Origin of the sequence: Pseudoxanthomonas broegbernensis (assembly GCF_014202435.1) — a bacterium.
Taxonomy (GTDB): Bacteria; Pseudomonadota; Gammaproteobacteria; order Xanthomonadales; family Xanthomonadaceae; genus Pseudoxanthomonas; species Pseudoxanthomonas broegbernensis.
This window is the reverse complement of the sequence record NZ_JACHGU010000001.1, coordinates 380,960-407,941: the sequence shown is the minus strand read 5'-3', so window position 1 is coordinate 407,941 and position 26,982 is coordinate 380,960. Positions and strand designations below refer to the sequence as shown.

The 26,982-nt window shown below is 73.0% G+C and carries 23 protein-coding genes; 11 read left to right on the top strand and 12 right to left on the bottom strand.

Features of this window, described 5'->3' with window-relative positions; translation table 11 throughout:
- Positions 1-135: 135 nt before the first annotated feature.
- The 5 genes from rfbD to ssb all read right to left on the bottom strand — a co-directional run bounded on the left by rfbD (position 136) and on the right by ssb (position 4,251).
- Positions 136-1,074 (bottom strand): dTDP-4-dehydrorhamnose reductase, encoded by a 939-nt coding sequence (rfbD, locus tag HNR76_RS01760; RefSeq protein ID WP_162311218.1) that lies wholly within the window; start codon positions 1,072-1,074, stop codon positions 136-138.
- Positions 1,071-1,628, bottom strand: a complete 558-nt coding sequence (gene rfbC, locus HNR76_RS01755) for a dTDP-4-dehydrorhamnose 3,5-epimerase (protein ID WP_162311217.1) — start codon at positions 1,626-1,628, stop codon at positions 1,071-1,073. Before rfbC ends, rfbD begins: the two co-directional genes overlap by 4 nt.
- A complete protein-coding gene (gene rfbA, locus HNR76_RS01750) occupies positions 1,625-2,515 on the bottom strand; it encodes a glucose-1-phosphate thymidylyltransferase RfbA (protein ID WP_162311216.1) in 891 nt (296 codons plus the stop codon). Before rfbA ends, rfbC begins: the two co-directional genes overlap by 4 nt.
- Before the next feature lie 129 nt (positions 2,516-2,644).
- Complete coding sequence (gene rfbB, locus HNR76_RS01745) at positions 2,645-3,700, bottom strand: dTDP-glucose 4,6-dehydratase (RefSeq protein WP_162311215.1); 1,056 nt, start codon at positions 3,698-3,700, stop codon at positions 2,645-2,647.
- 50 nt (positions 3,701-3,750) lie between these two features.
- A complete protein-coding gene (gene ssb / locus HNR76_RS01740) occupies positions 3,751-4,251 on the bottom strand; it encodes a single-stranded DNA-binding protein (protein ID WP_162311214.1) in 501 nt (166 codons plus the stop codon).
- Positions 4,252-4,403: 152 nt separating this feature from the next.
- Here ssb and HNR76_RS01735 point away from each other — a divergent pair, with 152 nt between their 5' ends.
- Positions 4,404-5,411, top strand: a complete 1,008-nt coding sequence (locus HNR76_RS01735) for a polyprenyl synthetase family protein (protein WP_162311213.1) — start codon at positions 4,404-4,406, stop codon at positions 5,409-5,411.
- A 52-nt stretch (positions 5,412-5,463) separates the two neighbouring features.
- On the opposite strand, the gene HNR76_RS01730 is transcribed toward HNR76_RS01735, so the two are convergent.
- The 4 genes from HNR76_RS01730 to HNR76_RS01715 form a co-directional block, all read right to left on the bottom strand.
- Positions 5,464-6,243, bottom strand: a complete 780-nt coding sequence (locus tag HNR76_RS01730) for a dienelactone hydrolase family protein (protein ID WP_162311284.1) — start codon at positions 6,241-6,243, stop codon at positions 5,464-5,466.
- A gap of 161 nt (positions 6,244-6,404) precedes the next feature.
- Positions 6,405-7,799, bottom strand: a complete 1,395-nt coding sequence (gene murD / locus HNR76_RS01725; protein WP_162311212.1) for a UDP-N-acetylmuramoyl-L-alanine--D-glutamate ligase — start codon at positions 7,797-7,799, stop codon at positions 6,405-6,407.
- The gene (gene murL, locus HNR76_RS01720; RefSeq protein WP_162311211.1) at positions 7,780-9,201 is read right to left on the bottom strand and encodes a UDP-N-acetyl-alpha-D-muramoyl-L-alanyl-L-glutamate epimerase; all 1,422 of its coding nucleotides are present in this window, start codon (positions 9,199-9,201) and stop codon (positions 7,780-7,782) included. The genes murD and murL overlap by 20 nt, the downstream gene beginning before the upstream one ends.
- Positions 9,202-9,390: 189 nt before the next feature.
- Complete coding sequence (locus tag HNR76_RS01715; protein WP_162311210.1) at positions 9,391-12,015, bottom strand: bifunctional aspartate kinase/diaminopimelate decarboxylase; 2,625 nt, start codon at positions 12,013-12,015, stop codon at positions 9,391-9,393.
- A 416-nt stretch (positions 12,016-12,431) separates the two neighbouring features.
- Here HNR76_RS01715 and HNR76_RS01710 point away from each other — a divergent pair, with 416 nt between their 5' ends.
- The gene (locus tag HNR76_RS01710; protein ID WP_162311209.1) at positions 12,432-13,304 is read left to right on the top strand and encodes a PhzF family phenazine biosynthesis protein; all 873 of its coding nucleotides are present in this window, start codon (positions 12,432-12,434) and stop codon (positions 13,302-13,304) included.
- A gap of 153 nt (positions 13,305-13,457) precedes the next feature.
- Here the strand turns inward: HNR76_RS01710 and gmk are convergent, their stop codons facing one another.
- Both gmk and HNR76_RS01700 read right to left on the bottom strand, forming a co-directional pair.
- The gene (gene gmk / locus HNR76_RS01705) at positions 13,458-14,090 is read right to left on the bottom strand and encodes a guanylate kinase (protein WP_162311283.1); all 633 of its coding nucleotides are present in this window, start codon (positions 14,088-14,090) and stop codon (positions 13,458-13,460) included.
- Between the two features lie 2 nt (positions 14,091-14,092).
- Positions 14,093-14,953, bottom strand: a complete 861-nt coding sequence (locus tag HNR76_RS01700; RefSeq protein ID WP_162311208.1) for a YicC/YloC family endoribonuclease — start codon at positions 14,951-14,953, stop codon at positions 14,093-14,095.
- Positions 14,954-15,085: 132 nt separating this feature from the next.
- Between HNR76_RS01700 and rph the strand changes: the two genes are divergently transcribed.
- The 6 genes from rph (at position 15,086) to pepQ (ending at position 22,141) form a co-directional block, all read left to right on the top strand.
- Positions 15,086-15,811, top strand: coding sequence for a ribonuclease PH (rph, locus tag HNR76_RS01695; RefSeq protein WP_162311207.1), 726 nt, complete (start codon positions 15,086-15,088; stop codon positions 15,809-15,811).
- Between the two features lie 11 nt (positions 15,812-15,822).
- Positions 15,823-16,479, top strand: a complete 657-nt coding sequence (gene rdgB, locus HNR76_RS01690; RefSeq protein WP_162311206.1) for an RdgB/HAM1 family non-canonical purine NTP pyrophosphatase — start codon at positions 15,823-15,825, stop codon at positions 16,477-16,479.
- Positions 16,463-17,698 (top strand): radical SAM family heme chaperone HemW, encoded by a 1,236-nt coding sequence (gene hemW / locus HNR76_RS01685; protein WP_162311205.1) that lies wholly within the window; start codon positions 16,463-16,465, stop codon positions 17,696-17,698. The genes rdgB and hemW overlap by 17 nt, the downstream gene beginning before the upstream one ends.
- An 89-nt stretch (positions 17,699-17,787) precedes the next feature.
- Positions 17,788-20,178 (top strand): DUF1631 domain-containing protein, encoded by a 2,391-nt coding sequence (locus tag HNR76_RS01680; RefSeq protein ID WP_162311204.1) that lies wholly within the window; start codon positions 17,788-17,790, stop codon positions 20,176-20,178.
- Positions 20,175-20,516 (top strand): PilZ domain-containing protein, encoded by a 342-nt coding sequence (locus HNR76_RS01675; protein WP_162311203.1) that lies wholly within the window; start codon positions 20,175-20,177, stop codon positions 20,514-20,516. Before HNR76_RS01680 ends, HNR76_RS01675 begins: the two co-directional genes overlap by 4 nt.
- Before the next feature lie 302 nt (positions 20,517-20,818).
- On the top strand, positions 20,819-22,141 hold the full coding sequence (gene pepQ / locus HNR76_RS01670; protein ID WP_162311202.1) for a Xaa-Pro dipeptidase: 1,323 nt from the start codon (positions 20,819-20,821) through the stop codon (positions 22,139-22,141).
- Positions 22,142-22,297: 156 nt separating this feature from the next.
- Here the strand turns inward: pepQ and HNR76_RS01665 are convergent, their stop codons facing one another.
- Positions 22,298-22,900 carry a TetR/AcrR family transcriptional regulator gene (locus tag HNR76_RS01665; RefSeq protein ID WP_162311201.1) on the bottom strand — a complete coding sequence of 201 codons (603 nt, stop codon included), beginning with the start codon at positions 22,898-22,900 and terminating at the stop codon, positions 22,298-22,300.
- Between the two features lie 163 nt (positions 22,901-23,063).
- On the opposite strand from HNR76_RS01665, the gene HNR76_RS01660 reads away from it, so the two are divergent.
- The 3 genes from HNR76_RS01660 to HNR76_RS01650 all read left to right on the top strand — a co-directional run bounded on the left by HNR76_RS01660 (position 23,064) and on the right by HNR76_RS01650 (position 26,982).
- Positions 23,064-24,017, top strand: a complete 954-nt coding sequence (locus HNR76_RS01660) for an alpha/beta fold hydrolase (RefSeq protein WP_162311200.1) — start codon at positions 23,064-23,066, stop codon at positions 24,015-24,017.
- Positions 24,014-26,485 (top strand): acyl-CoA dehydrogenase, encoded by a 2,472-nt coding sequence (locus HNR76_RS01655; protein ID WP_162311199.1) that lies wholly within the window; start codon positions 24,014-24,016, stop codon positions 26,483-26,485. The genes HNR76_RS01660 and HNR76_RS01655 overlap by 4 nt, the downstream gene beginning before the upstream one ends.
- Positions 26,486-26,604: 119 nt before the next feature.
- Positions 26,605-26,982: a hypothetical protein gene (locus HNR76_RS01650; protein WP_162311198.1), complete on the top strand. Its 378-nt coding sequence runs from the start codon at positions 26,605-26,607 to the stop codon at positions 26,980-26,982.

The following is a 26,982-nucleotide window of genomic DNA, read 5'->3' as shown; positions in this document are numbered from 1 at the left end:
CCGGGCGGGCCGGCGTTCGACGCCCGGGCGTACATGCCGGCTCCGGCTCCGGTGCCCGGTCGCCGACCGAAGCCGGCCCCTACACGGAAGGCGGGGGCCATGGATCGATGCGGTGCGGGAACCGGCGCGGCCGGCTCAGCGAGCGGCCGCCAGCGCCGCGATCACCCCACGCAGCCCGTCGTGCCAGTGCGGCGGCTCGATGCCGAAATCGGTGCGCAGGCGGGCGGTGTCCAGGCACGAGTACGCCGGGCGGCGGGCCGGGGTCGGGTAGTCCGCGGTGGCGATCGGCCGCACCCGCGGCGCACGCGGCAGCAGGCCGGTGGAGACCGCTTCGGCGAAGATCGCCTCGGCGAAGCCGTGCCAACTGGTATCGCCCCCGGCGGTCAGGTGCCAGGTGCCGCGAAGCGAGGTGTCGGCCAGCGCCTGCCCCAGCAGGGCGGCGGTGACGTCGGCGATCAACGCCGCCGGCGTGGGCGTGCCGACCTGGTCGGCGACCACGCGCAATTCCTCGCGCTCGGCCCCCAGGCGCAGCATGGTGCGCAGGAAGTTGTGCCCGTGGGTGGCGTACACCCAGGCGGTGCGCAGGACCAGGTGGCGGCCGCCGGCGGCACGCACCGCGTCCTCGCCGGCCAGCTTGCTGGCGCCGTACACGCCCAGCGGCGCGGTCGGGTCGTCCTCGCGGTACGGGCGGGTGCCCTGCCCGTCGAACACGTAGTCGGTCGAATAGTGGACCAGTGGAACGCCCGCGGCGGCGCAGCCGCGGGCCAGGATGCCCGGCGCCTGCGCGTTGACCCGGAACGCGTTCTGCGCGTCGCCCTCGGCCTGGTCCACCGCGGTGTAGGCGGCGGCGTTGAGCACCGCGTCGGGCGCGACCGCGCCGACCAGGGCCTCAAGGCCGGCGGGATCGGACAGGTCGGCGACCGCGCAGGCGCCCGGCCCCGGCGCGGCGTCGCCCGCGCCGGCATCGTCCAGGCGCCCGTCGCGCGTGGCCGCCACCACCTGCCCCAGCGTCCGCAGGCTGCGCCGCAGTTCGCGGCCAAGCTGGCCGTTGGCGCCGACGAGCAGCAGCTTCATCCCGGGAAGACCGGCAGGCGCTCGGGCGCGATCGCATCCAGGAACGGCGCGGCCGCGTCCTTGTCCGACAGCAGCGGCGCCGATTCCGGCCAGTCCACGCCGATGGCCGCATCGTTCCAGCGGATGCCGGCGTCGGCGGCCTTGTCGTAGGGCGCGGTGCACAGGTAGCTGAACAACGCCTGCTCCGACAGCACCAGGAAGCCGTGCGCGAAGCCTTCCGGAATCCAGAACTGGCGCTTGTTCTCCCCGCTCAGCACGGCCGCGGTCCAGCGCCCGAAATGCGGCGAGCCGCGGCGGATGTCCACCGCCACGTCGTAGACCTCTCCTTCCAGCACGCTGACCAGCTTGCCCTGCGGGTTGGGCCACTGGTAGTGCAGCCCGCGCAGCACGCCGCGCGAGGACGAGGACACGTTGCTCTGCACGAAGCTTCCGGGCAGGCCGTGCCCGGCGTAGCGCTGCGCGTTCCAGGCCTCGTAGAAGAAGCCGCGGGCATCGCCGAACACCGCCGGCTCGACCACCACGCAACCGGGCAGATCGGTCTGGACGAGCCTCATCGCACCACCGTGCCGCGCCGGGCCAGGTCCATCAGGTACTGGCCGTAGCCGTTCTTGGCCAGCGGCGCGGCCAACGCTTCCAGTTGCGCCGCGTCGATCCAGCCGTTGCCGAAGGCGATCTCCTCCGGGCAGCACACGCGCAGCCCCTGCCGCGCCTCGATCGTCTCGATGAAAGTGGACGCCTCCAGCAGCGAGCGGTGGGTGCCGGTGTCCAGCCAGGCGTAGCCGCGGCCGAGCGGTTCCAGGTACAGCTCGCCATCGGCGAGGTAGCGCTTGTTGAGGTCGGTGATCTCCAGCTCGCCGCGCGCCGAGGGTTTCAGTTCGGCGGCATAGTCGCTGGCCCGGCCGTCGTAGAAGTACAGCCCGGTGACCGCGTAGTTGGAGCGCGGCCGCTCCGGCTTCTCCTCGATGCCCACCACCCGGCCCTGCGCGTCGAACTCGGCCACGCCGTAGCGCTCGGGGTCGCGCACCCAATAGCCGAACACGGTGGCGCCCTCACTGCGCGCGCCCGCGCGCGCGAGCAGCCCGGTCAGGCCATGGCCGTGGAAGATGTTGTCGCCCAGCACCAGGCAACTGGGCTTTGCGCCGACGAACTCGCGGCCGATCAGGTAGGCCTGGGCCAGCCCGTCGGGGCTGGGCTGCACCGCGTAGTGGATGTCCAGGCCCCACTGCGAGCCGTCGCCCAGCAGCGCCTGGAACAGCGCCTGCTCGTGCGGGGTGTTGATCACCAGCACCTCGCGGATGCCCGCCAGCATCAGCACGCTGAGCGGGTAGTAGATCATCGGCTTGTCGTACACCGGCAGCAATTGCTTGCTGATGGCGCGGGTGATGGGATACAGCCGCGTGCCGGAGCCGCCGGCCAGGATGATGCCCTTGCGTTGTGTCATTTCGCCTTGCCCTTGGTGGCCCGCGCGGGGAGATGCGGGCTGTTGCGAGGGACCCGCATTGGAAGGATGCCTGGCGCCCGCGCCGGCTCGCGCCTGGAAAGCATGCGGGCGCCCGTGTGGAACCCGCGTCTAGACCGTGGTGCCGATGCGCTCGAGCCGGTAGCTGCCGTCGAGCACGCGCCGCACCCAGTCCTGGTTGTCCAGGTACCAGTCCACGGTGGCGGCCAGGCCCTGCTCGAAGGTGTAGGCCGGCGTCCAGCCCAGTTCGCCCTTGAGCTTGGAGGCGTCGATCGCATACCGGCGGTCGTGGCCGGGGCGGTCGGCGACGTGGGCGATCTGGCGCGCGCGCGGCAGCCCGTCCTCGCGCGGACGGCGCTCGTCCAGCAACGCGCAGACCGTGCGCACCACCTCGATGTTCTGCCGCTCCGCGTCGCCGCCGACGTTGTAGGTCTCCCCCACCCGGCCGCGGGCCAGCACGGTGCGGATCGCCTCGCAGTGATCGGACACGTACAGCCAGTCGCGCACCTGCCGGCCGTCGCCGTAGACCGGCAGCGGCTCGCCAGCCAGCGCCTTGGCGATCACCAGCGGGATGAGCTTTTCGGGGAAGTGGTACGGACCGTAGTTGTTGGAGCAGTTGGTGGTGAGCACCGGCAGCCCGTAGGTGTGGTGGAAGGCCCGCACCAGGTGGTCGGAGGCGGCCTTGCTCGCCGAGTACGGCGAGTTGGGGGCATAGGGCGTGGTCTCGCTGAACGTGCCGGTGTCGCCCAGGGCGCCGTAGACCTCGTCGGTGGACACGTGCAGGAAGCGGAACGCCTCGCGGGCGCCGTCCTCCAGCGCGCGCCAGTGGTCGCGCGCAGCCTCCAGCAGGGCCAGAGTGCCGACCACGTTGGTCTGCACGAAGGCCGCCGGGCCGTCGATGGAGCGGTCCACGTGGCTCTCGGCGGCGAAATTGAGCACCGCGTCCGGGCGATGCTCGGCCAGCAGCCGCGCCACCAGCGTGCGGTCGCCGATGTCGCCATGCACGAAGACGTGGTCCGGATGGCCGTCCAGCGCGGCCAGCGTGTGCAGGTTGCCGGCGTAGGTCAGCGCGTCGAGGTTGACCACGCGCACGCCGCGCGCCACCGCTTCCAGCACGAAGTTGCCACCGATGAAACCGGCGCCGCCGGTCACGAGCCAGGTCGGCACGGATCGCTCCTCACGCACACTCGGGAAAACGGCTGCACACCCGTCCGTCTTCAGAACGGGATGTCATCGTCGGCGAAGTCGTCGTTGAAGCCGCCGGCGGCCGGCTCGGCGGGAGCGGCCGCCGGTGCGTTGCGCTGCGGGTATTCGCGGCGCGGCGGGGCGCTGCGCGGCGGGCGCTCGCCGCGGTCGGAACCGCCGCCCTCGCCGCCACCGCCACCGCGGCCGCCAAGCATCTGCATCTCGTTGGCGACGATGTCGGTGCTGTAGCGCTCCTGCCCATCCTGGCCGGTGTACTTGTCGTAGCGGATCTCGCCTTCCACGTACACCTGGGAGCCCTTGCGCAGGTACTCGCCGGCGATCTCGCCGAGCTTGCCGAAGAACACCACCCGGTGCCACTCGGTCCGCTCCTGGGAGTTGCCCTCGCGGTCCTTGCGCACGCTGGTGGTGGCCAGGCTGATGCGGGTCACGGCCATGCCTGCCTGGGTGTACTTGGTGTCGGGGTCGTTGCCGAGGTTGCCGACCAGGATCACCTTGTTGATGCCGCGCGCCATAGTGTGGGTTCCGTCTTCGGGCCCGGCCGGGCCCGCTCGAAAGGCATTGGAGTATAGCCGCGCGCCATGCGCCAGCGCTGAACAACGCCCGGCGATGTAGGGATTCTTCCCATCGCCGCCTTATAATTCAGGCACTTTCCCGGGCGCCTCGCATGGCCGATCACCCTTCCCCCCTCCCCCACGCCCCGCTGCCGCGCATCCAGGCCCTGGCCGCCGCCGACATGGCCGCGGTCGACGCCCTGATCCGCGCCCGCCTGGCCTCGGACGTGGTCCTGATCAACCAGATCGCCGAGCACATCGTCTCGGCCGGCGGCAAGCGCCTGCGGCCGATGCTGGTGCTGCTGGCCGGCCAGGCCAGCGCCGCCGATGCCGGCACCGGCGCCGACCACCACCAACTGGCGGCCATCGTCGAGTTCATCCACACCTCCACCCTGCTCCACGACGACGTGGTTGACGAGTCCGACCTGCGCCGCGGGCGCAGCACCGCCAACGCGATCTGGGGCAACGCCGCCAGCGTGCTGGTGGGCGACTTCCTGTATTCGCGCAGCTTCCAGTTGATGGTCGAGCTGGACCGGATGGAGGTGATGCAGGTGCTGGCCGACACCACCAACCGCATCGCCGAGGGCGAGGTGCTGCAGTTGCTGCACGTGCGCAACCCGGACACCGACGAGGCCGCCTACCTGCGCGTGATCGAGCGCAAGACCGCGGTGCTGTTCGCCGCCGGCACCCGCCTGGGCGCGCTGGCCTCCGGCGCCGGCGAGGCCGTGCAGCAGGCGCTGTACGACTACGGCATGAACCTGGGCTACGCCTTCCAGATCGCCGACGACGTGCTCGACTACGCCGCCGAGGCGGGCGACCTGGGCAAGAACCTGGGCGACGACCTCGCCGAGGGCAAGGCCACCCTGCCGCTGATCCACGCCATCGCGCACTCCGACGAAGCCACCCGCCAGCGCCTGCGCCGGGCGGTGCAGGAAGGCGACGGCACGGCGATGCCGGCGGTGCTGGCGGCCATCCGCGCCACCGGCGGGCTGGAATACAGCCGCCGGCGCGCGCGGGAATACGCCGTCGCCGCCGAGGCGGCGCTGGCCGGGCTGCCCGAGTCCGAGGCCCTGGCCGCGCTGCGCGGGCTGGCCCGCTACGCGGTCGAACGCACGCACTGAGCCGTGGCGGCGGGCAGCGGGCGCCGCACCGCCGCCGCGATGGCCGGCCGCGTCAGTCGCCGAAGCGCTCGTCGAAGAAGTCTTCCAGCATGCGGTAGGCGCGCCTGGCCGCGCGCGCGTCGTAGCGGCAGTTGCTGGCCGGGTCGTCGCCGGCATCGGCCTCGGCGAAGCAGTGCACCGCGCCGCTGAAGTTCACGAACTGCCAGTCGGCGCCGGCCGCGTCCATCTCGCGCCCGAATCCGGCGATGTCCTCGGCCCCCACGCCCTTGTCCGCCGCGCCGTTGAGCACCAGCACCGGCGTCGTCACCGCGCCGGGCGCGGCCGGCGCCGCGGTGCCCAGGCCGCCATGCAGGCTCACCACCCCGGCCAGGGGCGCGCCGGCACGGGCCAGTTCCAGCACCGTGGTGCCGCCGAAGCAGAACCCGAACGCACCGATCCGCGCCGGGTCCAGCGGCGCCCGGCCCGCCTGGGCGCGCAGCGCCTCCACCGCCGCCCGCGCGCGCGCGCGCAGCAGGGCCGGGGTATCGCGCAAGGCGCCCGCCACCCGGCCGGCCTCCTGGTTGTCCTTGGGGCGCACGTCCTTGCCGTAGACGTCGGCCACCAGCACCACGTAGTCGTCGCCGGCCACCTGGCGCGCCTTGGCCACGGCCGATTCGTTCACGCCCCTCCAGTTCGGCACCATCACCAGCCCTGGGCGCCTGGCATCGCCTTGGTCGTCGTAGACCAGGAAGCCGCTGAAGCGCTCGTGGCCGATGGTCCACTCCACCGGTTCGGCGCGCGGCCGCGCCGCGGCCGGAAGCGCCAGCAACGCCGCCAGCCCGGAGGCCAGCATGGCGGCGAACAGCCTGCCGGAGGCAATCGAGGAATTGCGCATGGTGCGGCCTCCTGCGGTCGGGAAGGGCGAGTGTAATGCGGCCGGCACCCGTGCATGGCCTGCGGCCGTCCCGCCGGCCGGCAGGCGCCCGGCCCCGGCGCGCGCCGGCGTGGCCGGGCTCAGGCCACGCCCAGCCCGGGGATGGCGCTGATCGCGTCCGGGTCGAAACCGGCCAGCGCGGCGAAGTGGCGGCCGCGCTCGGTGTAGTCGCGGTAGGCGCCGAAGCTGGGCGCGCCGGGCGACAGCAGCACCACGCCATCGCCGGCCAGCAGCGCGCGCGCCTGGGCGACGGCATCGGCCAGGCCTCCGGCCGCGCCCAGCCGCAGCCGGCCGGCCGCGGCCAATGGCTGCAGCAGGGCGTGGATGCGCGGGCCGTTGGCGCCCATGGTCACGATGCCCAGTGGCGCATGCGCCTGCATCCGCGCGGCAAAATCGTGCCAGTCCAGGCCGCGGTCGTGGCCGCCGGCCAGCAGCACGGTGCGGCGGCCGGCGTAGCAGTCCAGCGCCGCCAGGCTGGCGTGCGGGGTGGTGCTGATCGAGTCGTTGACCCAGCCGATCCCATCGCGCTCGCCCAGCCACTGCAGGCGGTGCGGCAGCGGGCGGAAATCGCGCGCGGCCGGCGCCAGCGGCACCGGGTCCACGCCCAGCGCCTCGATCGCGGCCAGCGCCGCGCACAGGTTGCCGCGGTTGTGGCGCCCGGGCAGCGGCACCTCGCCGGCATCCAGCACGAAGGCATCGCCGCGGTACAGCGCATCCCCGCGCAGGTGCCAGCCGTCGCCACGGTTGAACCAGGCGATGTGGCTGTGCGGCAGGTCCAGCGCGGCCAGGCGCGGGTCGGCGGCGTTGAGCACCGCGGTGCGCGGCCGCGCCGCGGTCACCAGCGCCAACTTGTCCTCGACGTAGCGCGCCTGGCTGCCGTGCCAGTCCAGGTGCTCGGGAAACAGGTTCAGCACCACCGCCACCTCCGGGCGCACGCCGGCGGCGGCCACGTCGCCGGTCTGGTAGCTGGACAGTTCGATCGCCCACAATTCCGGCGCGGGTTCTTCGGCCACGTCCAGCAGCGGCAGGCCGATGTTGCCGGCCAGCGCGGTGCGGTGGCCGCCGGCGCGCAGCAGGTGGGCCAGCAGCGCGGTGGTGGTGCTTTTGCCCTTGGTGCCGGTGACGCACACCGCGCGCGCCTGCGCATGGCCGGCGAACCACAGCGCGGTGCCGCCGACGAAGCGGGTGCCGCGCGCGGCCGCGGCCTGCGCCTCGGGCCGGTACGGGCTGATGCCCGGCGACTTGATCACCACCTCGAACGCGGACAGGCGCTCGGCGCTGGCCTCGGTCTCCACCTGCAGCGCCGCATCGCCCAGCGCGTGCGCCTCCCCGGCCTCGGCCGGCGTGCAGAACAGGGTCAGCGGCAGCGGGGACCCGGGCGCCTCGCGCCCGCGCAGGGCGCGGTACGCCGCGCGGCCCTCGCGGCCCCATCCCCACAGCGCGACGCGCTGCCCCTCAAGCTGCGAAATACGCACGCACCCGCTCCCACACCTCGGCGGGCACGCGGTGTTCGCCGTCCGGCGCCAGCAACGGCTCCAGCGCCAGTTCCGCCTCGTCCAGCAGCGGCCGGATCTGGCGGGCGAAGCGCGCCACCAGCGCGTCCTCGCGCCACTCCGGGCGCTCGGCCAGCCAGGCCATCGCCGCGCGCGACTCGCGGCCCTCGCCCACGCACTCGAACGGCTTGTGGTCGCCGAACTCCAGCAGCGCGTCGAAGCCCGGCGCCTGCGCCGCGTCGTCCAGCAGGTTGCGGCCGAAGATGCCCATCAACCGGGTCTTGGACATGAACGGCGCCAGCGCCAGGAACACGAACTGGCACTTCGGGCACAGCCCGCACCAGCGCTGCGCCGGCTTCTCGCCGAGGATGTGGAAGTTGCGGTTACAACTGGAGAAGTGCGCGTCGTAGTGGTCGTTGCGGGCGAACTGCCGCGCCACCGCCAGCTCGGACAGCGGCCGCAGCAGCGAGTAGTAGCGCAGCGCCGGGACAGCGCCGGTGGCGGCCACGTGGCGCTCGACGTGCTCGCCGAAGGCGCGTTCGAAGTCCCAGCCCTTGGACCACTGGTGGTTGACCTCGCCGGTGACCGTGCCGTCGGCGGCGACGATGCAGCTGCCGTAGCTGGCCGAGCGCTCGTTGGAGAACACCACCTGGCCGTGGCCGGTCAGCAACGCGGCCAGCACCAGGATCGCCGAGTTCACCGCGGTAACCGGGATGTGGCCGTTGTACGCGCCCTGGCGGTTGATCTCGAACAGTTCCTGCGCCAGCGCGCGGCCGATGTTGAGCGTGGGCAGGCCGGTGCGCTCGGCGCAGGTGCGGATCAGTTGCGAGCTGCCGATCCAGGCCACGGTCTGCGCCACGCCCGCCGCGCGCAACGCCTCGATGCTGACCAGCGAATCCTTGCCGCCGCCGATGGCTACGAGCGCGCGCCCGGCAGGCGCTCCATCGGCATCCGCCGCGCCCTCGCCGGAGCCAGCGTCGCCGCGCCATGGAGGGCCGCTGCCCGCCTCGGCCGGGAACCCGATCCGCCCATGCAGGTCAAGCCCGTTGCGATAGGCGAACTCGCCCAGGCCGTTGACGTAGATCCGCTCCACCAGCGCGGCGGTGTCCGCGTCGATGGCGTAGCCGTCGATGGCGATCCGCGGCGGCACCGCCGCCTTGTAGTAGCTCACCCCGGCGATCAGGTGCAGCAGGCGCAGCGCCCGTTCCACCGCCGCCGCGCGCGCGCCGGCCAGCGCGAATGGCGCGCCGGGCACGGTCACGGTCTCCACCAGTTCCGGGCCGTCGTCGAAGGCGTAGACCAGTTCGGCCACGCCGGTGGCGGCGTCGAAGCCGCATCGCACGAAGCGGAAAACCTGGATGGCGTCTCGGTCGAAAGTGGTCATGCGGTATCCGTGATGAGCCATGCCGGCCGGTGCCTGCAGCAGCCGCCGGGCGAAAAGGCGATGGCCAGGGCCGGCAGGATGCCGGCGCTCAGGGCCGCCAGCGTAGCGCCAAGCTCGATGGAAGGCAGCCACCGCGGCCGTGCGCCGGCCGGCATGCCGCTGCCGCGCGGCTCGGCCGGCCGAGCCGAGTCAGCCCGCGGCCCCATCGAGCACGTCCTCGACCGGCAGCGCCCGCTGGTTGTAGGTGCTGGCCATGGCCTGCCCGTAGGCGCCGGCGTCGGCCACCAGCATGGCGTCGTCCGGCGCGGTGGCCGCCGGCAGCCGGCGGCGGCGGCCGAAGATGTCGCTGGACTCGCAGATCGGGCCGACCACGTCGAACATGCCCTCGTCGGCCTCGTCCAGGCGGCTCAGGTTGACGATGTCGTGCCAGGCGTCGTACAGCGCCGGGCGCAGCAACGCGTTCATGCCCGCGTCCAGGCCCACCCGCAGCACGCCGTCCTTCTCCACCACCTGGGTGGCGCGGGCCAGCAGCACGCCGGCCTCGGCCACCAGGAAGCGGCCCGGCTCGATCGCCAGCTCGAATGCGGGATGCACCTGCCGCACCTCGGCCAAGCCGGCCGCCCACGCCTCCAGGTCGAACGGCTCGTCGTCGGCGCTGTACGGAATGGGCAGGCCGCCGCCGATGTCGAGGATGCCGACGCTGCCGATGCGGCGGGCGAAGCCGGCCAGTTCGTCGCACATCAGCCGCCAGTGCCCGGCAGTCTCCACTCCGCTGCCCAGGTGCGCGTGCAGGCCGGCGATGGCCACGCCCAGCGTGCGCGCCCGCTCGACGAACTCGTCCACGCGCGCGGCCGACAGGCCGAACTTGGCCGCCTTGCCGCCGGTGTTGACCTTCTCGTGGTGGCCGTCGCCATGGCCCAGGTCGATGCGCAGCCACAGCGAGCGGCCGCGGAAGGTCTCCGGCCAGCGCTGCAGCAGCTCCACGTTGTCCACCGTCACCGTGGCGCCCAGCGCGAACGCCTGCTCGTACTCCTCGCGCGGCGCGAAGCTGGGGGTGAACAGCACCCGCTTGGGGTCCAGGTGCGGCAGCGCCGCGAACGCGTGGCGCAGCTCGCCCAGCGACACGCACTCCAGGCCGAAGCCCTCGTCCACGAGGGCACGCAGGATCGCCGGATGCGGGTTGGCCTTGATCGCGTAGTAGCGGTGGTCCACGGCCGCCACCGCCTTCAGTTGCCGGGCGCGCTCGCGCACGGTGGGCAGGTGGTAGACGTAGCGCGGCGTGCCGGCCCGGGCCAGGTCCAGCAGCCGCCGGCGCTCGCCGCGCCACCACGGCCGCGGGCGCGGGCGCACCGCGCCGTTGATCTCGCGCCAGCGCGGGCCGAACACCTCGGCCTCCTGCACCGGCATGGCGCCGTTGTCGATCAGCGCGGCGTGCAACTGCGGCAGCAGGCCGTCGGCATCGGCCTCGTCGATGACGAAGGTGAGGTTGAGGTCGTTGGAGGACTGCGAAATCATGTGCACGCGCTCGTGGCCGAAGCGCGAGAACACCTCCGGCAGCCGGTGCAGCAGCGAGCGCATGCCGCGCCCGACCAGGGTGATGGCCGCGCACGGCACGATCACCTTGACCCGGCCGATCTTCTGCAGGTCCTGGGCCAGCGCCGAGAGCACGTCCTGGCTGAGCAGGTTCTCGCTGGGGTCCAGCGACACGGTGACGTTGGTCTGCGAGGTGCCGATCATGTCCACCGACAGGCCGTGCGTGCGGAACAGCTCGAACACGTCGGCCAGGTAGCCCACCTGCTGCCACATGCCGATGTCCTCCACCGACACCAGCACCACGCCGTTGCGGCGGCTGATCGCCTTGACCCCCGGCACGGTGGCCGCGCTGCGGTCGATGACGGTGCCGAACAGGTCCGGGTTCTCGGTGTCCAGCACCGCCATCGGCACGCCCGAATCGCGGCACGGCTTGATCGAGCGCGGATGCAGCACCTTGGCGCCGGTGGTGGTGATCTCCTGCGCCTCGGCGTAGCCCAGCCGGCTCAGCAGCCGCGCGTCGGGCACCTCGCGCGGATTGGCGCTGAACATGCCCGGCACGTCGGTCCAGATCTCCACCCGGCGCGCGCCCAGCAGCGCGCCCAGGTAGGCGGCCGAGGTGTCCGAGCCGCCACGGCCCAGGACCGCCGTGCCGCCGTCCTGGTGCCGGGCGATGAAGCCCTGGGTGATCAGCATGCGCGCGGGCTGGGCGGCGAAGCGCTCGCGCCAGCCATCGTCGGCTTCCCAGCGGCAGTTGACCGACAGCCGGCGCGACCACTCGCTCTGGTTGGGCTGCGGCGGCAGCGCGTCGAGCCAGTCGCGCGCGTCCATCCAGCCGAAGTCCAGCCCCTGCGCGCGCAGGTAGGCCGCGCCCAGGGTGGAGGAAAGCAGCTCGCCCTGGCCCAGCACCTCGGCCTGCCAGTCCAGCGGGCGCGACGCGGCGCGCGGGTCGGCCAGCAGCGCGCGCAGCGCGGCCAGGCGCTCGCCCAGCACCGCGTCGGCGTCCAGTTCCAGCTCGGCCAGGAATTCGCGGTGGCGCCGCTCCAGGGCGTCCATGCGCTGGGCGGTGTCGGCGGCGCCATCGGTGATGGCGGTCAGCTCGTTGGTCACGCCCGACAGCGCCGACACCACCACCACGACGCGCCCGCCGGTCTCGTCCGCGCGTTTTTTCGCCAGCCTGCCGATCGTGTCCCAGCGATGACGGCGCGACACCGAGGTGCCGCCGAACTTGAGGACGATCCAGCCGCCGGAGGCGGCGTCTTGCGCGGGCGAAACTGCGGACATGGGGCTGCTTTCGGAAGAACGCCCGATCATCGGGCACGAATTGCCGATTCTAAGCCGAATCGCCCTGCGGAATCGCCGTTCCACGTGGCTTTTCGCAGGCGTAGAAGCGTCACACGCGCAACCATCGCCGCGGCTTTCGGCGTGCCGCCCGGCCGGCGATCGCCCGGCGCGCGACCCTCTCCTGCGGGAGCCGGCTTCGGCCGGCGATCTCGGCCGGATGCCGGGGATGGTTCGATGCACCGGCGCGGCGGCCGCCGGCCCTGCCCGGCCCCTGCGAACAGCCAGGCGGCACCGCGCGGAAGCGGCGAATCCTGCCGCCACGCTGCGCCCGCCGGTTGCGAGCTGGCCGCATGCCGACGAACACCGGCCGATGGCTTGGTAAGCTCGGCCGCCCTTCGCTCCGAGGATCGCCATCGATGGCCCTGCGCCCGTTCGTCCAGGTGGACGTGTTCGCCGACCGGCCCGGCGCCGGCAATCCGCTGGCCGTGGTGCTCGACGCCGCCGGCCTGGACGATGTCGCGATGCAGGCCATCGCGCGCTGGACGCGGCTGCCGGAGACCACCTTCGTGTTCCCGCCCACGCGCCCGGGCGCCGGCTATGCGATCCGCATGTTCAGCCCCAAGCGCGAGGTGCCGTTCGCCGGCCATCCCAGCGTGGGCACCGCGCACGTCGTGCTGGAAGCCGGGCGGGCCCGGCCGCGCGACGGCCTGCTGCTGCAGGAAGGCATCGCCGGGGTGCTGCCGCTGCAGGTGGACGAGGCGGAGGGCGCGCGCCGCATCGCCATCCGCACGCCGCGCGCGCGCCTGGTCGAGACCGCCGATGCGCGCGCCGCGCACGCCGCGCTGGGCTGGCTGCCGCCCGGCGAGTTGCCGCCGGCGCTGATGGATGGCGGCCGCCGCTGGTGGGTGGCCGAGGCACGGGACGAGGCGGGCCTGCGCGGCGCGGCGCCGGACTGGGACGCGGTCGCCGCGCTGGCCCATGCCACCGACAGCATGGGGGTGCTGGCCTTCGCCCGCTGCCATGGCGGCGACTACCACATCGCCGCGCGCGCCTTCGTCGGCGGCCCGGCAATCTTCGAGGACGCCGCCTCCGGCGCGGCCAACGCCACCCTGGCCGCATGGCTGGCGCTGCGCGGCGCCTTGCCGGGCGCCGACGGGCGCTACCGCGTCAGCCAGGGCCGCGAGGTCGGCCACGATGCGCGCCTGGACATGCGCGTGGACGCCGACGGCGAGGTCTGGTCCGGCGGCCGGGTGGTCAGCGTGGTGCGCGGGCAGATCGACTGGGCGTAGGCGCGGCGGGGATGACGGAGCCGCCAGCGCTATCCGGTGCGGCGCCTGCAGGAGCCGGCTTCGGTCGGCGACAGGGCCCGGGAACCGGCCAGGGTCGGCTCGCCAGCATGGCGGGCGCCGACTGAAGCCGACGACTCCTGAACAAGCCGCCCATCACGGCACGTCCGGCACGTCCGGCGCGACCAGCGCCTCGATCAGCCCGCGCTGGCGGGCCTGCTGCCGGGCCAGGCGCAGGCGGCTGGCGATGAACACCGCGCACATCTCGTCCACGGCGGCGTCGAACACCTCGTTGACGATCACGTAGTCGAACTCGGCGTAATGCGACATCTCCTCGCGCGCCGCCGCCAGGCGCCGGGCAATGACCGCGTCGCTGTCCTGGCCGCGCTTGCGCATGCGCTGCTCCAGCGCCTGCCGCGAAGGCGGCAGGATGAACACGCTCACCGCGTCGGGCACCTTGGCCCGCACCTGGGCCGCGCCCTGCCAGTCGATCTCCAACAGCACGTCGTGGCCGGCGGCCAGTTGCGGCTCCACCGACTGCCGCGCGGTGCCCTTCCAGTCGCCGTGCACGAGGGCGTACTCGAAGAAGTCGCCGGCATCGATCATGCGCTGGAACTCCGCGGCGGAAACGAAGTGGTAGTGCTGCCCGTCGCGTTCGCCCGGGCGCGGCGCGCGCGAGGTGAACGAGACCGACAGGCGGATGCCCGGGTCGCGCTCCAGCACCGCGTTGACGATGCTGCTCTTGCCGGCCCCGGACGGCGCGGCGACGATGTACAGCGTGCCCCTGATGCTCATTCGATGTTCTGCACCTGCTCGCGGACCTGGTCGATCAGCACCTTCAGCTCCACCGCCGCATTGGAGGTGCGCGCATCCACCGACTTGGAGCCGAGCGTGTTGGCCTCGCGGTTGAATTCCTGCAGCAGGAAGTCGAGCCGGCGCCCGACCGGCTGCGGCTGGCGCAGTGCGCGGCGGATCTCGGCGATGTGGCTGTCCAGGCGGTCCAGTTCCTCGTCCACGTCCAGCTTCTGCAGCCACATCACCAGTTCCTGCTCGGTGCGGCCCGGATCGACCGGGTGCGGCAGTTCGGCCAGGCGCGCGGCCAGCTTGGCGCGCTGGCCCTCGCGGATGGCCGGGATCAGCTCGCGCACCTGCGCGGCGATGCGCTCGATCGCATCCACCCGCTCGCCGATGGCCGCCTCCAGCTTGGCGCCCTCGCGCTCGCGCGCGGCGACGAACTCGTCCAGCACCTCGTCCAGCAGCTCCAGCGCCTGCGCCTGCAGGGCCTCGCCGTCGGCCACCGGCGCCTGCAGCACGCCGGGCAGTTGCAGCAGTTGGGTGAACTCCACGCGCAGGCGCGGGAACTTCGCGTCCAGCCGCTGCGCCAGTGCGCCCAGCCGCTCCACCAGCGCCTCGTCCACCGCCAGCGTCGCCGCCGCTTCCGGCGCGCGCAGGCGCAGCGCCAGGTCCAGCTTCCCGCGCTGCGCGCGCGCGGCCACGCGTTCGCGCAGGGCCGGCTCCAGCGCGCGCAGGTCATCGGCCAGGCGCAGTCCGGTCTCCAGGAAACGATGGTTGACCGAGCGCAGCTCGCAGCCCAGGACACCCCACGGGGTGGAGCGTTCGCCGCTGGCGAAGGCGGTCATGCTGCGGATCATGCGCGAATCCATCGATGGCAAGGCGCGAATGGTAATCTAGCCGGCCCTTCGCGGCACGCCGTGCATCTGCGCGGCCGCCCGTGCGGCGGATGCCGCCGCCCGCTCCACTCCCTCATCAGCCGGAAATCCCGCATGACCGTCGTCCGTCCCAGTGGCCGCGCTCCCGACCAGTTGCGCCAGGTGAGCATCGAACGCGGCTTCACCCGCCATGCCGAAGGCTCGGTGCTGGTCTGCTTCGGCCAGACCCGCGTGCTGTGCACGGCCAGCGTGGAGAACCGGGTGCCGGCGTTCCTGCGCGGCAAGGGCGAGGGCTGGGTCACCGCCGAATACGGCATGCTGCCGCGCTCCACCCACACCCGCTCCGACCGCGAGGCGGCGCGCGGCAAGCAGGGCGGGCGCACCCTGGAGATCCAGCGCCTGATCGGCCGCACCCTGCGCGCCTGCGTGGACCGCGCCGCGCTGGGCGAGCGCACCGTCACCCTGGACTGCGACGTGCTCCAGGCCGACGGCGGCACCCGCACCGCCGCGATCACCGGCGCCTACGTCGCCCTGGTCGATGCGGTGGACTGGTTGCTCAAGCGCGGCGAAATCAAGCGCAACCCGGTATTCGGCGCGGTGGCCGCGGTGTCGGTGGGCGTGTACCAGGGCGTGCCGGTGCTGGACCTGGACTACGCCGAGGACAGCGCCTGCGATACCGACATGAACGTGGTGATGAACGACGGCGGCGGCTTCATCGAGCTGCAGGGCACCGCCGAGGGCCATGCCTTCCGACGCGACGAGCTGGACGCGCTGCTGGCCCTGGCGGAAAAGGGCATCGGCGACCTGCTCGCCGCCCAGCGCAAGGCGCTGGACGCCTGAGCCCCGCACCCGTGGCCTCCCTTCCCGCTCCGCGCCTGGTCCTGGCCAGCGGCAACGCCGGCAAGCTGGCCGAGCTGCGCGCGCTGCTGGAAGGCACCGGCGCGGTCCTGGTCCCGCAGGGCGAATTGGGAGTGGAGGACATCGAGGAGACCGGGCTGACGTTCGTGGAGAACGCACTGCTCAAGGCCCGCCATGCCGCACGCCTCACCGGCCTGCCGGCGCTGGCCGACGATTCCGGCCTGTGCGTGGACGCGCTGGACGGCGCGCCGGGCCTGTATTCGGCCCGCTATGCCGGCGGCCACGGCGACAGCGCGGCCAACATCGCCCGGCTGCTGGACGAACTGGCGGGCCTGCCGCCGGCGCGGCGCACCGCCCGCTTCCACGCGGTGATCGTGCTGCTGCGCCACGCCGACGACCCGCAGCCGCTGATCGCCGAGGGCGCGTGGGCCGGCACCATCCTGGACGCACCGCGCGGCGCCGGCGGCTTCGGCTACGACCCGGTGTTCCTGGACCCGGAACATGGCCTGTCTGCCGCCGAGCTGGAGCCGGCGCTGAAGAACCGCATCAGCCACCGCGGCAAGGCGCTGGCCGTGCTGCAGTCGCGCCTGGGCGGGCTGGACCTGGCCGCCCTGGCCGGCACCGCGGCGTTCCATGGCGAGCACGCCTAGCCCTGCCGGACCACGGCCCGGCACGCCGCCGCCGGACGCGCCGCGGCCCGTGGAGCAAGCCGCCACGCCCGCGCTGCTGACGCCGCCGCTGGCGCTGTACGTGCACCTGCCCTGGTGCGTGCGCAAGTGCCCCTACTGCGACTTCAACTCGCACGCGGCCAAGGGCGCGCTGCCGTTCGACGACTACGTCGACGCGCTGGTGCGCGACCTGGAGCACGACCTGCCGCTGGCCTGGGGCCGCACCGTGCACAGCGTGTTCTTCGGCGGCGGCACGCCGAGCCTGTTCCCGCCGCAGGCCATCGACCGCTTCCTGCAGGCCGCCTCGGCGCGGCTGCGGATCGCGCCGCAAGCGGAGATCACCCTGGAGGCCAATCCCGGCACCGCCGAGCACGGCCGCTTCGACGGCTACCGCGCCGCCGGAGTGAACCGGGTCAGCTTCGGCGTGCAGAGCTTCGACGACGGCTGCCTGCGCCGCCTGGGCCGCATCCACGACGGCGCCGAGGCCGAGGCGGCGGTGAAGCTGGCCCAGGACGCCGGCCTGGACAACCTCAACCTGGACCTCATGTACGCCCTGCCCGGCCAGGACCTGGCGATGGCCGAGCACGACCTGGAACGCGCCCTGGCCCTGCGGCCGGCGCACGTCAGCCACTACCAGCTCACCCTGGAGCCGAACACGGTGTTCTTCGCCAAGCCGCCGGCGGATATCCCCGACGACGACCTGGCCTGGGACATCCAGGAACGCTGCCAGGCGCTGCTGGCCCGGGCCGGCTACGCGCACTACGAGACCAGCGCCTACGCCCGCCCCGGGCGGCAATGCGCGCACAACCTCAACTACTGGCGCTACGGCGACTACCTGGGCATCGGCGCCGGTGCCCACGGCAAGATCACCCTGGGCGCCGAGCAGGCCATCCTGCGCCGCTGGAAGCAGCGGCACCCGGCGGCGTGGATGGCCGCGGCCGGCACCGCCGGCGCCATCGGCGGTGACGAGCGGATCGATCCGGAGCGGCGCCCGTTCGAATTCATGCTCAACGCGCTGCGCCTGCACGAGGGCTTCGCCCTGGCCGATTTCCAGGCCCGCACCGGGCTGCCCGGGAACAGCCTGGACGCCGCGCTGGCGCAGGCCTGCGAGCGCCAGTGGCTGCAGGTCGAGGGTGATCGCGTGCGCCCGACCGCGCTGGGCCGCCGCTTCGCCAACGACGTCATCGGCTTGTTCCTGTAGCCCGCCCGATCGGCCATACTCGCCGGTGTGGCTCGCCGCCCCCGCGGCGACACGCCAACGCCCCTGTGCACAGGGAAAGCCGCCGCCGGATGTCCCCCAGCCCCCACACCGCCGCCCGCCGCGACGCGCCACCGACGACGCTGGCCAGCGCCGCGCTGCCGCCGCGCGTGCGCCACCTGCTGGGGGCGGTGAACGCGCTGGCCGCGCAGTACCTGTCCACCTCGCTGGAACTGGCGCTCAACGAACTGGAACGGCAGTTGTTCAAGCAGGCCGAGCGGGCCCGCAGCAGCCAGCACCAGGCCGAGTGCTTCGCCGAGCTGCAGTACCTGCGCCAGCATCGCGCCGACCTCATCCCCCGCTACCTGGCCGCGCTGGAAGCCGAACTGGCGCGCCTGCGCGAGGCGCCTATGCCCGAGGCGCCGGCCGAGGAACCCGAGGACCCGCTGCAGTACCAGCGCCTGACCCTGGTCGAGGATACCGACCTGGACCGCGACATCGTGCTGCGCGAAATCGCCCGACACCAGGCCCAGCGCGGCGGCACCCCGCTGCTGCTGCTGGGCCAGCGCTTCGGCGTGCTGGCCGCGCGCCCGGCCTTCGATCCCGAGCGCCTGCCGATCGGCCCGTTCGCGCTGTGCCGGATTCTGCGCGAGGCGGGCGAGTCGCTGCGGATGAACCTGGACTCGCAACTGCTGCTGTACCGCATGTTCGAGCGCCAGGTGATGGACCGCTACGGCGAACTGGTCGGGCGCCTGAACACCCTGCTGGCGCACGAGGGCGTGCTGCCCGGGCTGGCCTACCTGCCGTACCGGCCGCGCACCGCGGGCCAGAGCCGGCGCCCGGCCCGGCCCGGGGCGCCCGGGGCGCCTGGCACCGCCGGCACCCCCAGACCGCGGCCGTTGACCGGATGGCAGGGCCAGGGCCATCGCTCGGACTGGAACGGGGCGCTGCTGGCGGGGCTGCCCGAAGCCCCGCAGGCGCCACCCGGCGTGGTGGAGGGCGGCGCGGCCACGGCGGCCGCTCCCGCCAGCCCCGGCGCCCGTCCCGGGCTTCCCGAGCAGGCCGTGTTCGGCGCGCTGCAGGGCATGCTGTCCGCACACCGCCAGGCCAACACGGCCGGCGGCGCCACGCCGCGACAGGCACCGGGCCGCATCCTGCCGCTGGATGCGGTGACCAATGCGCTGGGCACGCTGCAATCGGCCCCGCCCGCGCGCCTGCCGGGCAAGCGCCGGCGGACCATGGACGACCTGCACCACTCGATGCTGGAGCACGTGCGCCAGTCGCACGGCCCCGAGGCCGGGCTCTCGCAGGAGCACAGCGACACCTTCGAGCTGCTGGGCATGCTCTACCGCGAGATCGGCCGCGAGGTGCACCGCAACGCCCCGGCGCAGGACCTGCTCGAACGCCTGCAGGTGCCGGTGGCCCGCGCCGCGGTGCAGGACCGCAGCTTCTTCGTCCGCGACCAGCATCCGGCGCGCGAGCTGCTCAACTCGGTGGCCGAGTCCGGCGCGACCTGGCTGGCCGACGACGACGCCGACCCGCAACTGGTGCAGCGCCTGGAGCGCGCGGTGGACCGCGTGGTCGAGGAGTACGACGGCGACGAGGCCGTGTTCGAGCGGGCCAACCGCGAAGTGCAGGAGCACCACCGCGCGCAGGCGCGCAAGGCCGAGGTCGGCGAACGCCGCCAGGTGGAGGCCGCGCGCGGGCGCGACCGACTGGAGACGGCCAAGCACCGCGCCGCCGAGGCCATCGCCGCGCGCCTGGGCGGGCGCAAGCCGCCGCAGTTCGTGCAGGCGCTGTTGGGCCAGGCCTGGGCCGACGTGCTGACCCTGACCGCGCTGCGCCATGGCGAGGACTCGCCCGAATGGCGCGAGCGCGACGAGGCCACTTCGCGCATCGTCGAGATCACCTGCGCGCCCGACGCGCCGGCCGACCCGGCCCTGGCCGGGCAGATCGACACCGCGCTGCGCCAGGTGGGCTATCACGCCGACGAGGCCAGTGCGATCTCGCGCCGGCTCTCGCGCAGCGAGGACGACGAAACCACCTCGCGCACCGAACTGACCGCCAAGCTCAAGGCCCGCACCCGCCTGGGCGAGGGCGAGCAGGCCGAGGCGCGCGGCGCGCACCTGCCGCCGCGCTCGGACGGCGAGCAGGCCTGCTACGAGCGGCTGCGCACGCTGCCGTTCGGCACCTGGTTCGAGTTCGTGTCCAACCAGCAGGGCGACGTGCGCCGCCAGCGCCTGTCCTGGTACAGCCCGGTCACCGACAACGCACTGTTCGTCAACGCCCGCGGGCACAAGGTGGGCGAGCATTCGCTCGACGCCCTGGCGCGGCTGATGGCGCAGGGACAGGCGCGGATCGTCACCGAGGACCGCGGCCGGCTGATCGACCGCGCCTGGCACGCCACGCTGCGCACGCTGCGCGGGCTGGCCGGCGGCAGGGCCGCGCCATCGGCGGACGGGACCGAGGTGGGCGGCGCATGATCCACGAAGCCCGCCGCGCCCCGCGCCGCCAGGTCGCCGACAGCGTACCGGTGGTGGACGTGATGACCGACGAGATCGTCGGCCACCTGGGCAACCTGTCCGAGTCGGGCATGCTGCTGCTGGCCTCCAGCCCGCTGCTGGAGGATGCGCTGTACCAGTTGCGCTTCCATCTCGGCGGACGCGGCGCGGCGCCGATCATGGTCGGCGTGCACCTGCTCTGGTCCGGCGCGGCCAATACGCCCGGCCAGGCCTGGTGCGGATTCCGCTTCCTGACCGTTTCCGACGAGCAGCGCGGCCTCATCCGCGACTGGGTCGGCGAGGACGCGGCGGCGCGCTGATCGCCGGCCATCTCCACTTCGCGCAAACGGACTCCACACCGCCGCATCGCTCGCGCCCTCCCGCCAGCGGCGGCCATCGGCACGCGTGCGTCGTACGTCCTGCCGGCACGCAGCAAAGGGGAGCCGTCCAGTGGGCGCCGGAGGACACTCGTGTCGCGGTACGCCGCCGCACCCTCCGCCTTCCGAGGCGATGCGCCGCCACACGACACGATCACGAGCAGCACCCGGGGTTGCTGCGGCCGCGGATTCCCGGCGGGAGCGGATGGGGCACACTACCGGTCTTCCCGCTTTCCACCCGCGCCATGAACGACACCGATCCCGCCCTGCTCTATCCCCGGCACCTGGCCGTGCTGCGCGCGCGCGCCGACGAGGCGCTGGCCCGCAGCGGCCACGACCACCTGCTCATTCCCAGCGGCCGCCGCCACTACCAGGCGTTCGACGACCGCGACTACCCGTTCGCGGTCAACCCGCACTTCAAGCACTGGCTGCCGCTGACCGCCGTGGCCGACAGTTGGCTGGCGTACACCCCCGGCCAGCGGCCGAAGGTCATCTACCTGCAGCCGCGGGACTACTGGCACGTGGTGCCGGACGCGCCCGGCGGCTGGTGGGTGGAGCACGTGGACGTGCACGTGGTCCGCACCCCCGAGGAAGCCCTGCCGCTGCTGCCCGGCCCCGCCGCGCGCTGCGCGATCCTGGGCGAGGCCAACAGCGCGCTGGGCGACTACGCACCGAACAACCCGGCGCCGGCGCTGGACTACCTGCACTACCAGCGCTCGTTCAAGACCCCGTACGAGCTGGCGCTGATGCGCATGGCCCAGCACCGGGCGGCGCGCGCGCACGTCGCCGCCGAGGCCGCGTTCCGCGCCGGCGCCAGCGAGTTCGAGATCCACATGGCCTACTGCGCCGCCGCGCGCCAGGACGCCACCGAGGTGCCGTACCAGAACATCGTCGCCCTGAACGAGCACGGCGCGGTGCTGCACTACACCGAACTGGACCGCGCCCCGCCGACCGAGCCGCGCAGCTTCCTGATCGACGCCGGCGCCAGTCATTGCGGCTACGCGGCCGACATCACCCGCACCCACGCCAGCGACCATGGCGGCGAGTTCCAGGCCATGATCGAGGCGGTCGACGCCGCCCAGCAGGCGATGTGCGCCGCGGTGCGCGCAGGCGCGGACTACCGGCAACTGCACCTGGACGCGCACCTGGCGCTGATGGGCGTCCTGCGCGAGTTCGGCGTGCTGAAGGCCTCGCCGGAGGCGGCGCTGGCCACCGGCGTGAGCGCGGCGTTCTTCCCGCACGGCCTGGGCCACCCGATCGGCCTGCAGGTGCACGACGTGGCCGGCCTCGCCGCCAGCGACCGCGGCGGCAGCATCCCGCGCCCGGAGGGCCACCCCTACCTGCGCATGACCCGGGTGCTGGAGCCGGGGATGGTGGTGACCATCGAGCCGGGCATCTATTTCATCGACATGCTGCTGGACGAACTGAAGGGCGACGGGCGCGCCGACAGCGTGGACTGGGCCCGGGTAGAGGCGTTCCGCCCCTACGGCGGCATCCGCATCGAGGACGACGTGGCCTGCACCGAGGACGCGCCGGAGAACCTGACGCGGCCGGCATTCGCGGCCTGAGGGCGCCTGGCACGATCGCGCCGCCACGGGCCCGCTGCTTGCAGGAGCCGGGTTCGGCCGGTGCTGGCCCGGTGTGGAGGGACGCGGGCAGCCGGCGCGCCGCCGGGCCAGCCCCGACTGAGGCAGGTTCCTGTGCCGGGGAACGGCGACCGCGAATCAGCCCGGGATCAGCGTATTGATCACGTGCTCGAGGTACTCGTCGAATTCCTCGTGGGTCATCTTCGGCTGCTGCGGACGCAACTGCAGGAAGCCGACGTAGGCGGCGTAGGTGAGGCGCGCGCGGTGCTGCGCTTCGCTCCGGACCAGCCCCGCCTGGCGGAAGGACGCGGTCAGGTAGTCCAGGCGCCGCTGCGAGACGCGCTCCACCACCGGCTGTACCGCCGGATGGTCCAGCGCCTTGAGCAGTTCGCTGTAGATCGCGTGGGGCTTGGTCTCGTGGCCCACCAGTTGGAACAGCACGCGCAGCCGCTCGCGCGGATCGGGCACTTCCTCCAGGCTGCCGAACACCTGCTCCTGCTCCACGTCCTCCCAGCGCTCCAGCGCGGCCTGCAGCAGCGCATCGCGCGAGGGAAAGTGCCAGTAGAAGCTGCCCTTGGTCACGCCCAGCCGCCGCGCCAGCGGCTCCACCGCCACCGCGGACACGCCCTGCTCGGCGATCACGTCGAGAGCGACCTGGGCCCAGTCGGCGGCGCTCAGGCGCGTGTTGCGCGCGGAGGCCGGGGCGGCGGCGGTGGGAGTGGGGATGGCAGGCGTGGTCATCGTGTTCATGCTCCGGATTTAACCATACGCTGTGGTTCGTCGCAGTATGCGGTTGCGGCGGAAACCAAGGCGCGGCAAGGGCTGGCAGGAATTCCGCACCGCGGCGGACTTGCCCATACGCAGTCGTATTGACAATCCTCCGCGGCCATCCATACTAACTGGTATGGTTTGCTCCGTGCCCGTCTCCTTCGGTTCCACCGGCCTGAGCCTGGCCGGTGCGGGCGTCACGCTGGCCGCCACCGCCCATGCGCGGGCCGGGCAGGACGCGGGCATGCCCTCGGTGCTGTACGCGCACGGCTTCGGCCAGACCCGGCGCGCGTGGGCGGCCACCGCCGACGCGCTGGCCGCGCGCGGATTCGCCGGCCTGGCCTACGACGCCCGCGGCCATGGCGGCTCCGGCCGCAACGCCGACGACGATCCTTACACCGGCCACCAGTTCACCGACGACCTGATCGTGCTGGCCGGCGAACTGCCACGGCCACCGCTGCTGGTCGCCGCCTCGATGGGCGGCCTGTTCGGGCTGCTGGCCGAGGCGCGCTGGCCCGGCCTGTTCCGCGCCATGGTGCTGGTGGACATCACCCCGCGCTGGGAAAGCGCGGGCCTGCAGCGCGTTATCGATTTCATGACCGCCTTCCCCGAAGGCTTCGCGTCGCTGGAACAGGCCGCCGCGGCCATCGCCGCCTACCTGCCGCACCGCCGCCGGGAGCCGGACGCGGCCGGGCCGCCCGGCGCGCTGCGCGAGCTGCTGCGCCGCGACGCGGACGGCCGCTGGCACTGGCACTGGGACCGGCGCCTGGTGGACGAGCTGGCCCGCGACGGCGAACGCCACCAGGACGCCATCGCCGCGGCCACGCGCGCGGTGCGCTGCCCGCTGCTGCTGGTCAGCGGCGGCCGCAGCGACCTGGTATCGGCGCGTACCGTGGCCGATTTCATGGAACTGGCGCCGCACGCGCGCCACGTGCAGTTGGCCGATGCCACGCATATGCTGGCCGGCGACGACAACGACCGCTTCACCGCCGCCGTCCTGGACTGCCTGGCGGACCTGGACCGGAACGAGGGGACCGGACGCTCCCCCGCGCATCGGGCGCCCATGCCCGTCACCGGAGCAAGCTCATGAGTATCGCCGCACCCATCCTGGCCTTCGTGCTGATCGGCGGGTTCGCCGCCTACCACCGGCTGCGCCTGGCCACCTGGGCCGCGCTGCAGGCCACCGCGCTGGCCGCCTGCTGGCTGCTGGGCGCGCACCCGGCAGCCACCGCCACGGTCGCCGCCGTCTCCGCGCTGGTGGCGGTACCGCTGCTGCTGCCCTTCCTGCGCAAGCCGCTGGTCACCGGGCCGCTGCTCAAGGTCTTCCGCCGCGTCCTGCCGCCGCTGTCGCAGACCGAGCGCATCGCCCTGGAGACCGGCTCGGTCGGCTTCGAGGGCGAGCTGTTCACCGGCGACCCGGACTGGCAGAAGCTGCTGGACTACCCCAAGCCGCAGCTCACCGCCGAGGAGCAGGCCTTCCTCGACGGCCCGGTGGAGGAACTCTGCCGGATGATCGACGACTGGGAGATCACCCACATCCACGCCGACCTGCCGCCGGAGCTGTGGGCGTTCATCAAGCAGAACAGGTTCTTCGGCATGATCATCCCCAGGCAGTACGGCGGCCTGGGCTTCTCGGCGCTGGCCCACCACAAGGTGATCCAGAAGATCGCCTCGATCTCCAGCGTGGTCAGCTCCACCGTGGGCGTACCCAACTCGCTGGGCCCGGGCGAGCTGCTCAACCACTACGGCACCCAGGAGCAGAAGGACCACTACCTGCCGCGCCTGGCCTCCGGCCAGGAGGTTCCGTGCTTCGGCCTGACCGGCCCGTTCGCCGGCTCCGACGCCACGTCCATCCCCGACTTCGGCATCGTCTGCAAGGGCGAGTGGAACGGCGCCAACGTGCTCGGCGTGCGCCTGACCTTCGACAAGCGCTACATCACCCTGGCGCCGGTGGCCACGCTCATCGGCCTGGCCTTCCGCATGTACGACCCGGACGGGCTGATCGGCGACACCAAGGACATCGGCATCACCCTGGCGCTGCTGCCGCGCGACACCGCCGGGGTGGAGATCGGCCGCCGCCACTTCCCGCTGAACTCGCCGTTCCAGAACGGGCCGATCCGCGGCCGCGACGTGTTCATCCCGCTGAGCCAGCTCATCGGCGGCGCGGAGATGGCCGGCAAGGGCTGGAACATGCTCAACGAGTGCCTGGCCGTGGGCCGCTCCATCACCCTGCCCTCCACCGCCTCGGGCGGGGCGAAGATCGGCGCGCGGGTGACCGGCGCCTATGCCCGCATCCGCAAGCAGTTCGGCCTGTCGATCGGCCGCTTCGAGGGCGTGGAGGAAGCGCTGGCCCGCATCGGCGGCAAGGCCTACACCATCAGCGCGCTGTCGCAGGCCACCGCCGCCGCCGTGGACCGCGGCGACGTGCCGTCGGTGCCGTCGGCGATCGCCAAGTACCACTGCACCAACATGGGCCGCGAGGTCGTGTCCGACGTGATGGACGTGATCGGCGGCAAGGGGATCATCCTGGGCCCGCGCAACTTCGCCGGCCGCAACTGGCAGGCCGCGCCGATCAGCATCACCGTCGAGGGCGCCAACATCATGACCCGCAGCCTGCTGATCTTCGGCCAGGGCGCGATCCTGTGCCATCCGTGGGTGATGAAGGAGATGAAGGCCGCGCAAGACCCAGACCACAAGGCCGGGCTGGACGCATTCGACGAAAGCCTGTCCGGGCACGTGCGCTTCGGCGTCTCCAACGCCTTCCGCTCGTTCTGGTTCGGCATCACCGGCTCCAGGATCGGCGGTGCGCCCGGCGACGGCTACACCCGCCCGTTCTTCCGCAAGCTCGACCGCTACGCCGCCAACCTGGCCCTGCTGGCCGACGCGTCGATGCTGCTGCTGGGCGGCAAGCTGAAGTTCAAGGAGTCGCTGTCCGGACGCCTGGGCGACGTGCTCAGCCACCTGTACATGGCCGGCGCGGTGCTCAAGCGCCACCATGACGAGGGCGCGCCGGAGGCGGACAAGCCGCTGCTGGCGTGGAGCATGTACAACAGCTTCCACGCCATCGAGACCGCGCTGTCCGATGCCTTGCGCAACTTCCCGATCCGCCCGGTGGGCTGGGCGCTGTGGCTGCTGGTGTTCCCGCTGGGTCGCCGCGCCGAGGCGCCCGGCGACCGCCTGTGCCATCGCGTGGCCGCGCTGCTGATGTCGCCCAACGAGGCGCGCGACCGCCTGGGCGCGGGCGTGTTCACCACCCCCTGCGCGAACAATCCCGGCGGCCGCATCGACAGCTACCTGGCCACGGCGATCCAGGCCGAGCCGGTGGAGCGCAAGTTCCTCAAGGCGATCAAGACCCGCGGCATCGAGGCGCTGGAGTTCCACACGCAGTTGGACGAGGCCGTGGCCGAGGGCGTGATCACCGCGCAGGAGCGGGTGCTGCTGGAGGAGTTGCGCCGGATCACCCTGGAGACGATCACGGTGGACGACTTCGACGTCCACGAGCTGCGCTCGGCCGGCTATTACGACAAGCACCCGGCCGGCAAGCGCGAAGCGGCCTGAGCCGCCCGCGCGCCTGGCGGCATTGCCACGACGGCGGGCCCCGTGCCCGCCGTCTTCGCATCCCTTCCCTGCCGTGGCACCGCCGCCAGGCCGCCAGGCCGCCGCCTGAGGACCCCCCGATGCGCCCGGATCTCCCGCTGCTGCTCTGCGCCCTGCACAGTTTCGGCTTCGCCGCGTTCCATCTCGCGTTCTGGAGGCTGTTCGGCTGGAAGCGCGAACTGGCCAAGGTCGGCCTGCCGACCCGCGCCATCGTCCAGATCCTCAACCTGCGCCTGGTCTACGTGTTCCTCGGCATCGGCCTGCTGTGCCTGCTGTATCCGGCGCAGTTGCGCGGCACGGCACTGGGACGCGCGCTGCTGTGGTTCATGGTGCTGTTCTGGATCGGGCGCGCGCTCGAACAGTTCATCTTCCTGCGCGTGAACCGTCCGCTGGTCCACGTGCTGACCGCGCTGTTCGTGCTCGGCGCGGCGCTGTTCGCGCTGCCGCTGCGGGCCTGA

What these genes read in the sequence shown, in the direction of transcription:
- rfbD (WP_162311218.1), bottom strand. Translation starts at nt 1,074, where the DNA reads ATGAAGCTGCTGCTCGTCGGCGCCAACGGCCAGCTTGGCCGCGAACTG.
- rfbC (WP_162311217.1), bottom strand. Translation starts at nt 1,628, where the DNA reads ATGAGGCTCGTCCAGACCGATCTGCCCGGTTGCGTGGTGGTCGAGCCG.
- rfbA (WP_162311216.1), bottom strand. Translation starts at nt 2,515, where the DNA reads ATGACACAACGCAAGGGCATCATCCTGGCCGGCGGCTCCGGCACGCGG.
- ssb (WP_162311214.1), bottom strand. Translation starts at nt 4,251, where the DNA reads ATGGCGCGCGGCATCAACAAGGTGATCCTGGTCGGCAACCTCGGCAAC.
- HNR76_RS01735 (WP_162311213.1), top strand. Translation starts at nt 4,404, where the DNA reads ATGGCCGATCACCCTTCCCCCCTCCCCCACGCCCCGCTGCCGCGCATC.
- HNR76_RS01730 (WP_162311284.1), bottom strand. Translation starts at nt 6,243, where the DNA reads ATGCTGGCCTCCGGGCTGGCGGCGTTGCTGGCGCTTCCGGCCGCGGCG.
- murL (WP_162311211.1), bottom strand. Translation starts at nt 9,201, where the DNA reads ATGACCACTTTCGACCGAGACGCCATCCAGGTTTTCCGCTTCGTGCGA.
- HNR76_RS01715 (WP_162311210.1), bottom strand. Translation starts at nt 12,015, where the DNA reads ATGTCCGCAGTTTCGCCCGCGCAAGACGCCGCCTCCGGCGGCTGGATC.
- HNR76_RS01710 (WP_162311209.1), top strand. Translation starts at nt 12,432, where the DNA reads ATGGCCCTGCGCCCGTTCGTCCAGGTGGACGTGTTCGCCGACCGGCCC.
- HNR76_RS01700 (WP_162311208.1), bottom strand. Translation starts at nt 14,953, where the DNA reads ATGATCCGCAGCATGACCGCCTTCGCCAGCGGCGAACGCTCCACCCCG.
- rph (WP_162311207.1), top strand. Translation starts at nt 15,086, where the DNA reads ATGACCGTCGTCCGTCCCAGTGGCCGCGCTCCCGACCAGTTGCGCCAG.
- hemW (WP_162311205.1), top strand. Translation starts at nt 16,463, where the DNA reads ATGGCGAGCACGCCTAGCCCTGCCGGACCACGGCCCGGCACGCCGCCG.
- HNR76_RS01680 (WP_162311204.1), top strand. Translation starts at nt 17,788, where the DNA reads ATGTCCCCCAGCCCCCACACCGCCGCCCGCCGCGACGCGCCACCGACG.
- HNR76_RS01675 (WP_162311203.1), top strand. Translation starts at nt 20,175, where the DNA reads ATGATCCACGAAGCCCGCCGCGCCCCGCGCCGCCAGGTCGCCGACAGC.
- pepQ (WP_162311202.1), top strand. Translation starts at nt 20,819, where the DNA reads ATGAACGACACCGATCCCGCCCTGCTCTATCCCCGGCACCTGGCCGTG.
- HNR76_RS01665 (WP_162311201.1), bottom strand. Translation starts at nt 22,900, where the DNA reads ATGACCACGCCTGCCATCCCCACTCCCACCGCCGCCGCCCCGGCCTCC.
- HNR76_RS01660 (WP_162311200.1), top strand. Translation starts at nt 23,064, where the DNA reads ATGGTTTGCTCCGTGCCCGTCTCCTTCGGTTCCACCGGCCTGAGCCTG.
- HNR76_RS01655 (WP_162311199.1), top strand. Translation starts at nt 24,014, where the DNA reads ATGAGTATCGCCGCACCCATCCTGGCCTTCGTGCTGATCGGCGGGTTC.
- HNR76_RS01650 (WP_162311198.1), top strand. Translation starts at nt 26,605, where the DNA reads ATGCGCCCGGATCTCCCGCTGCTGCTCTGCGCCCTGCACAGTTTCGGC.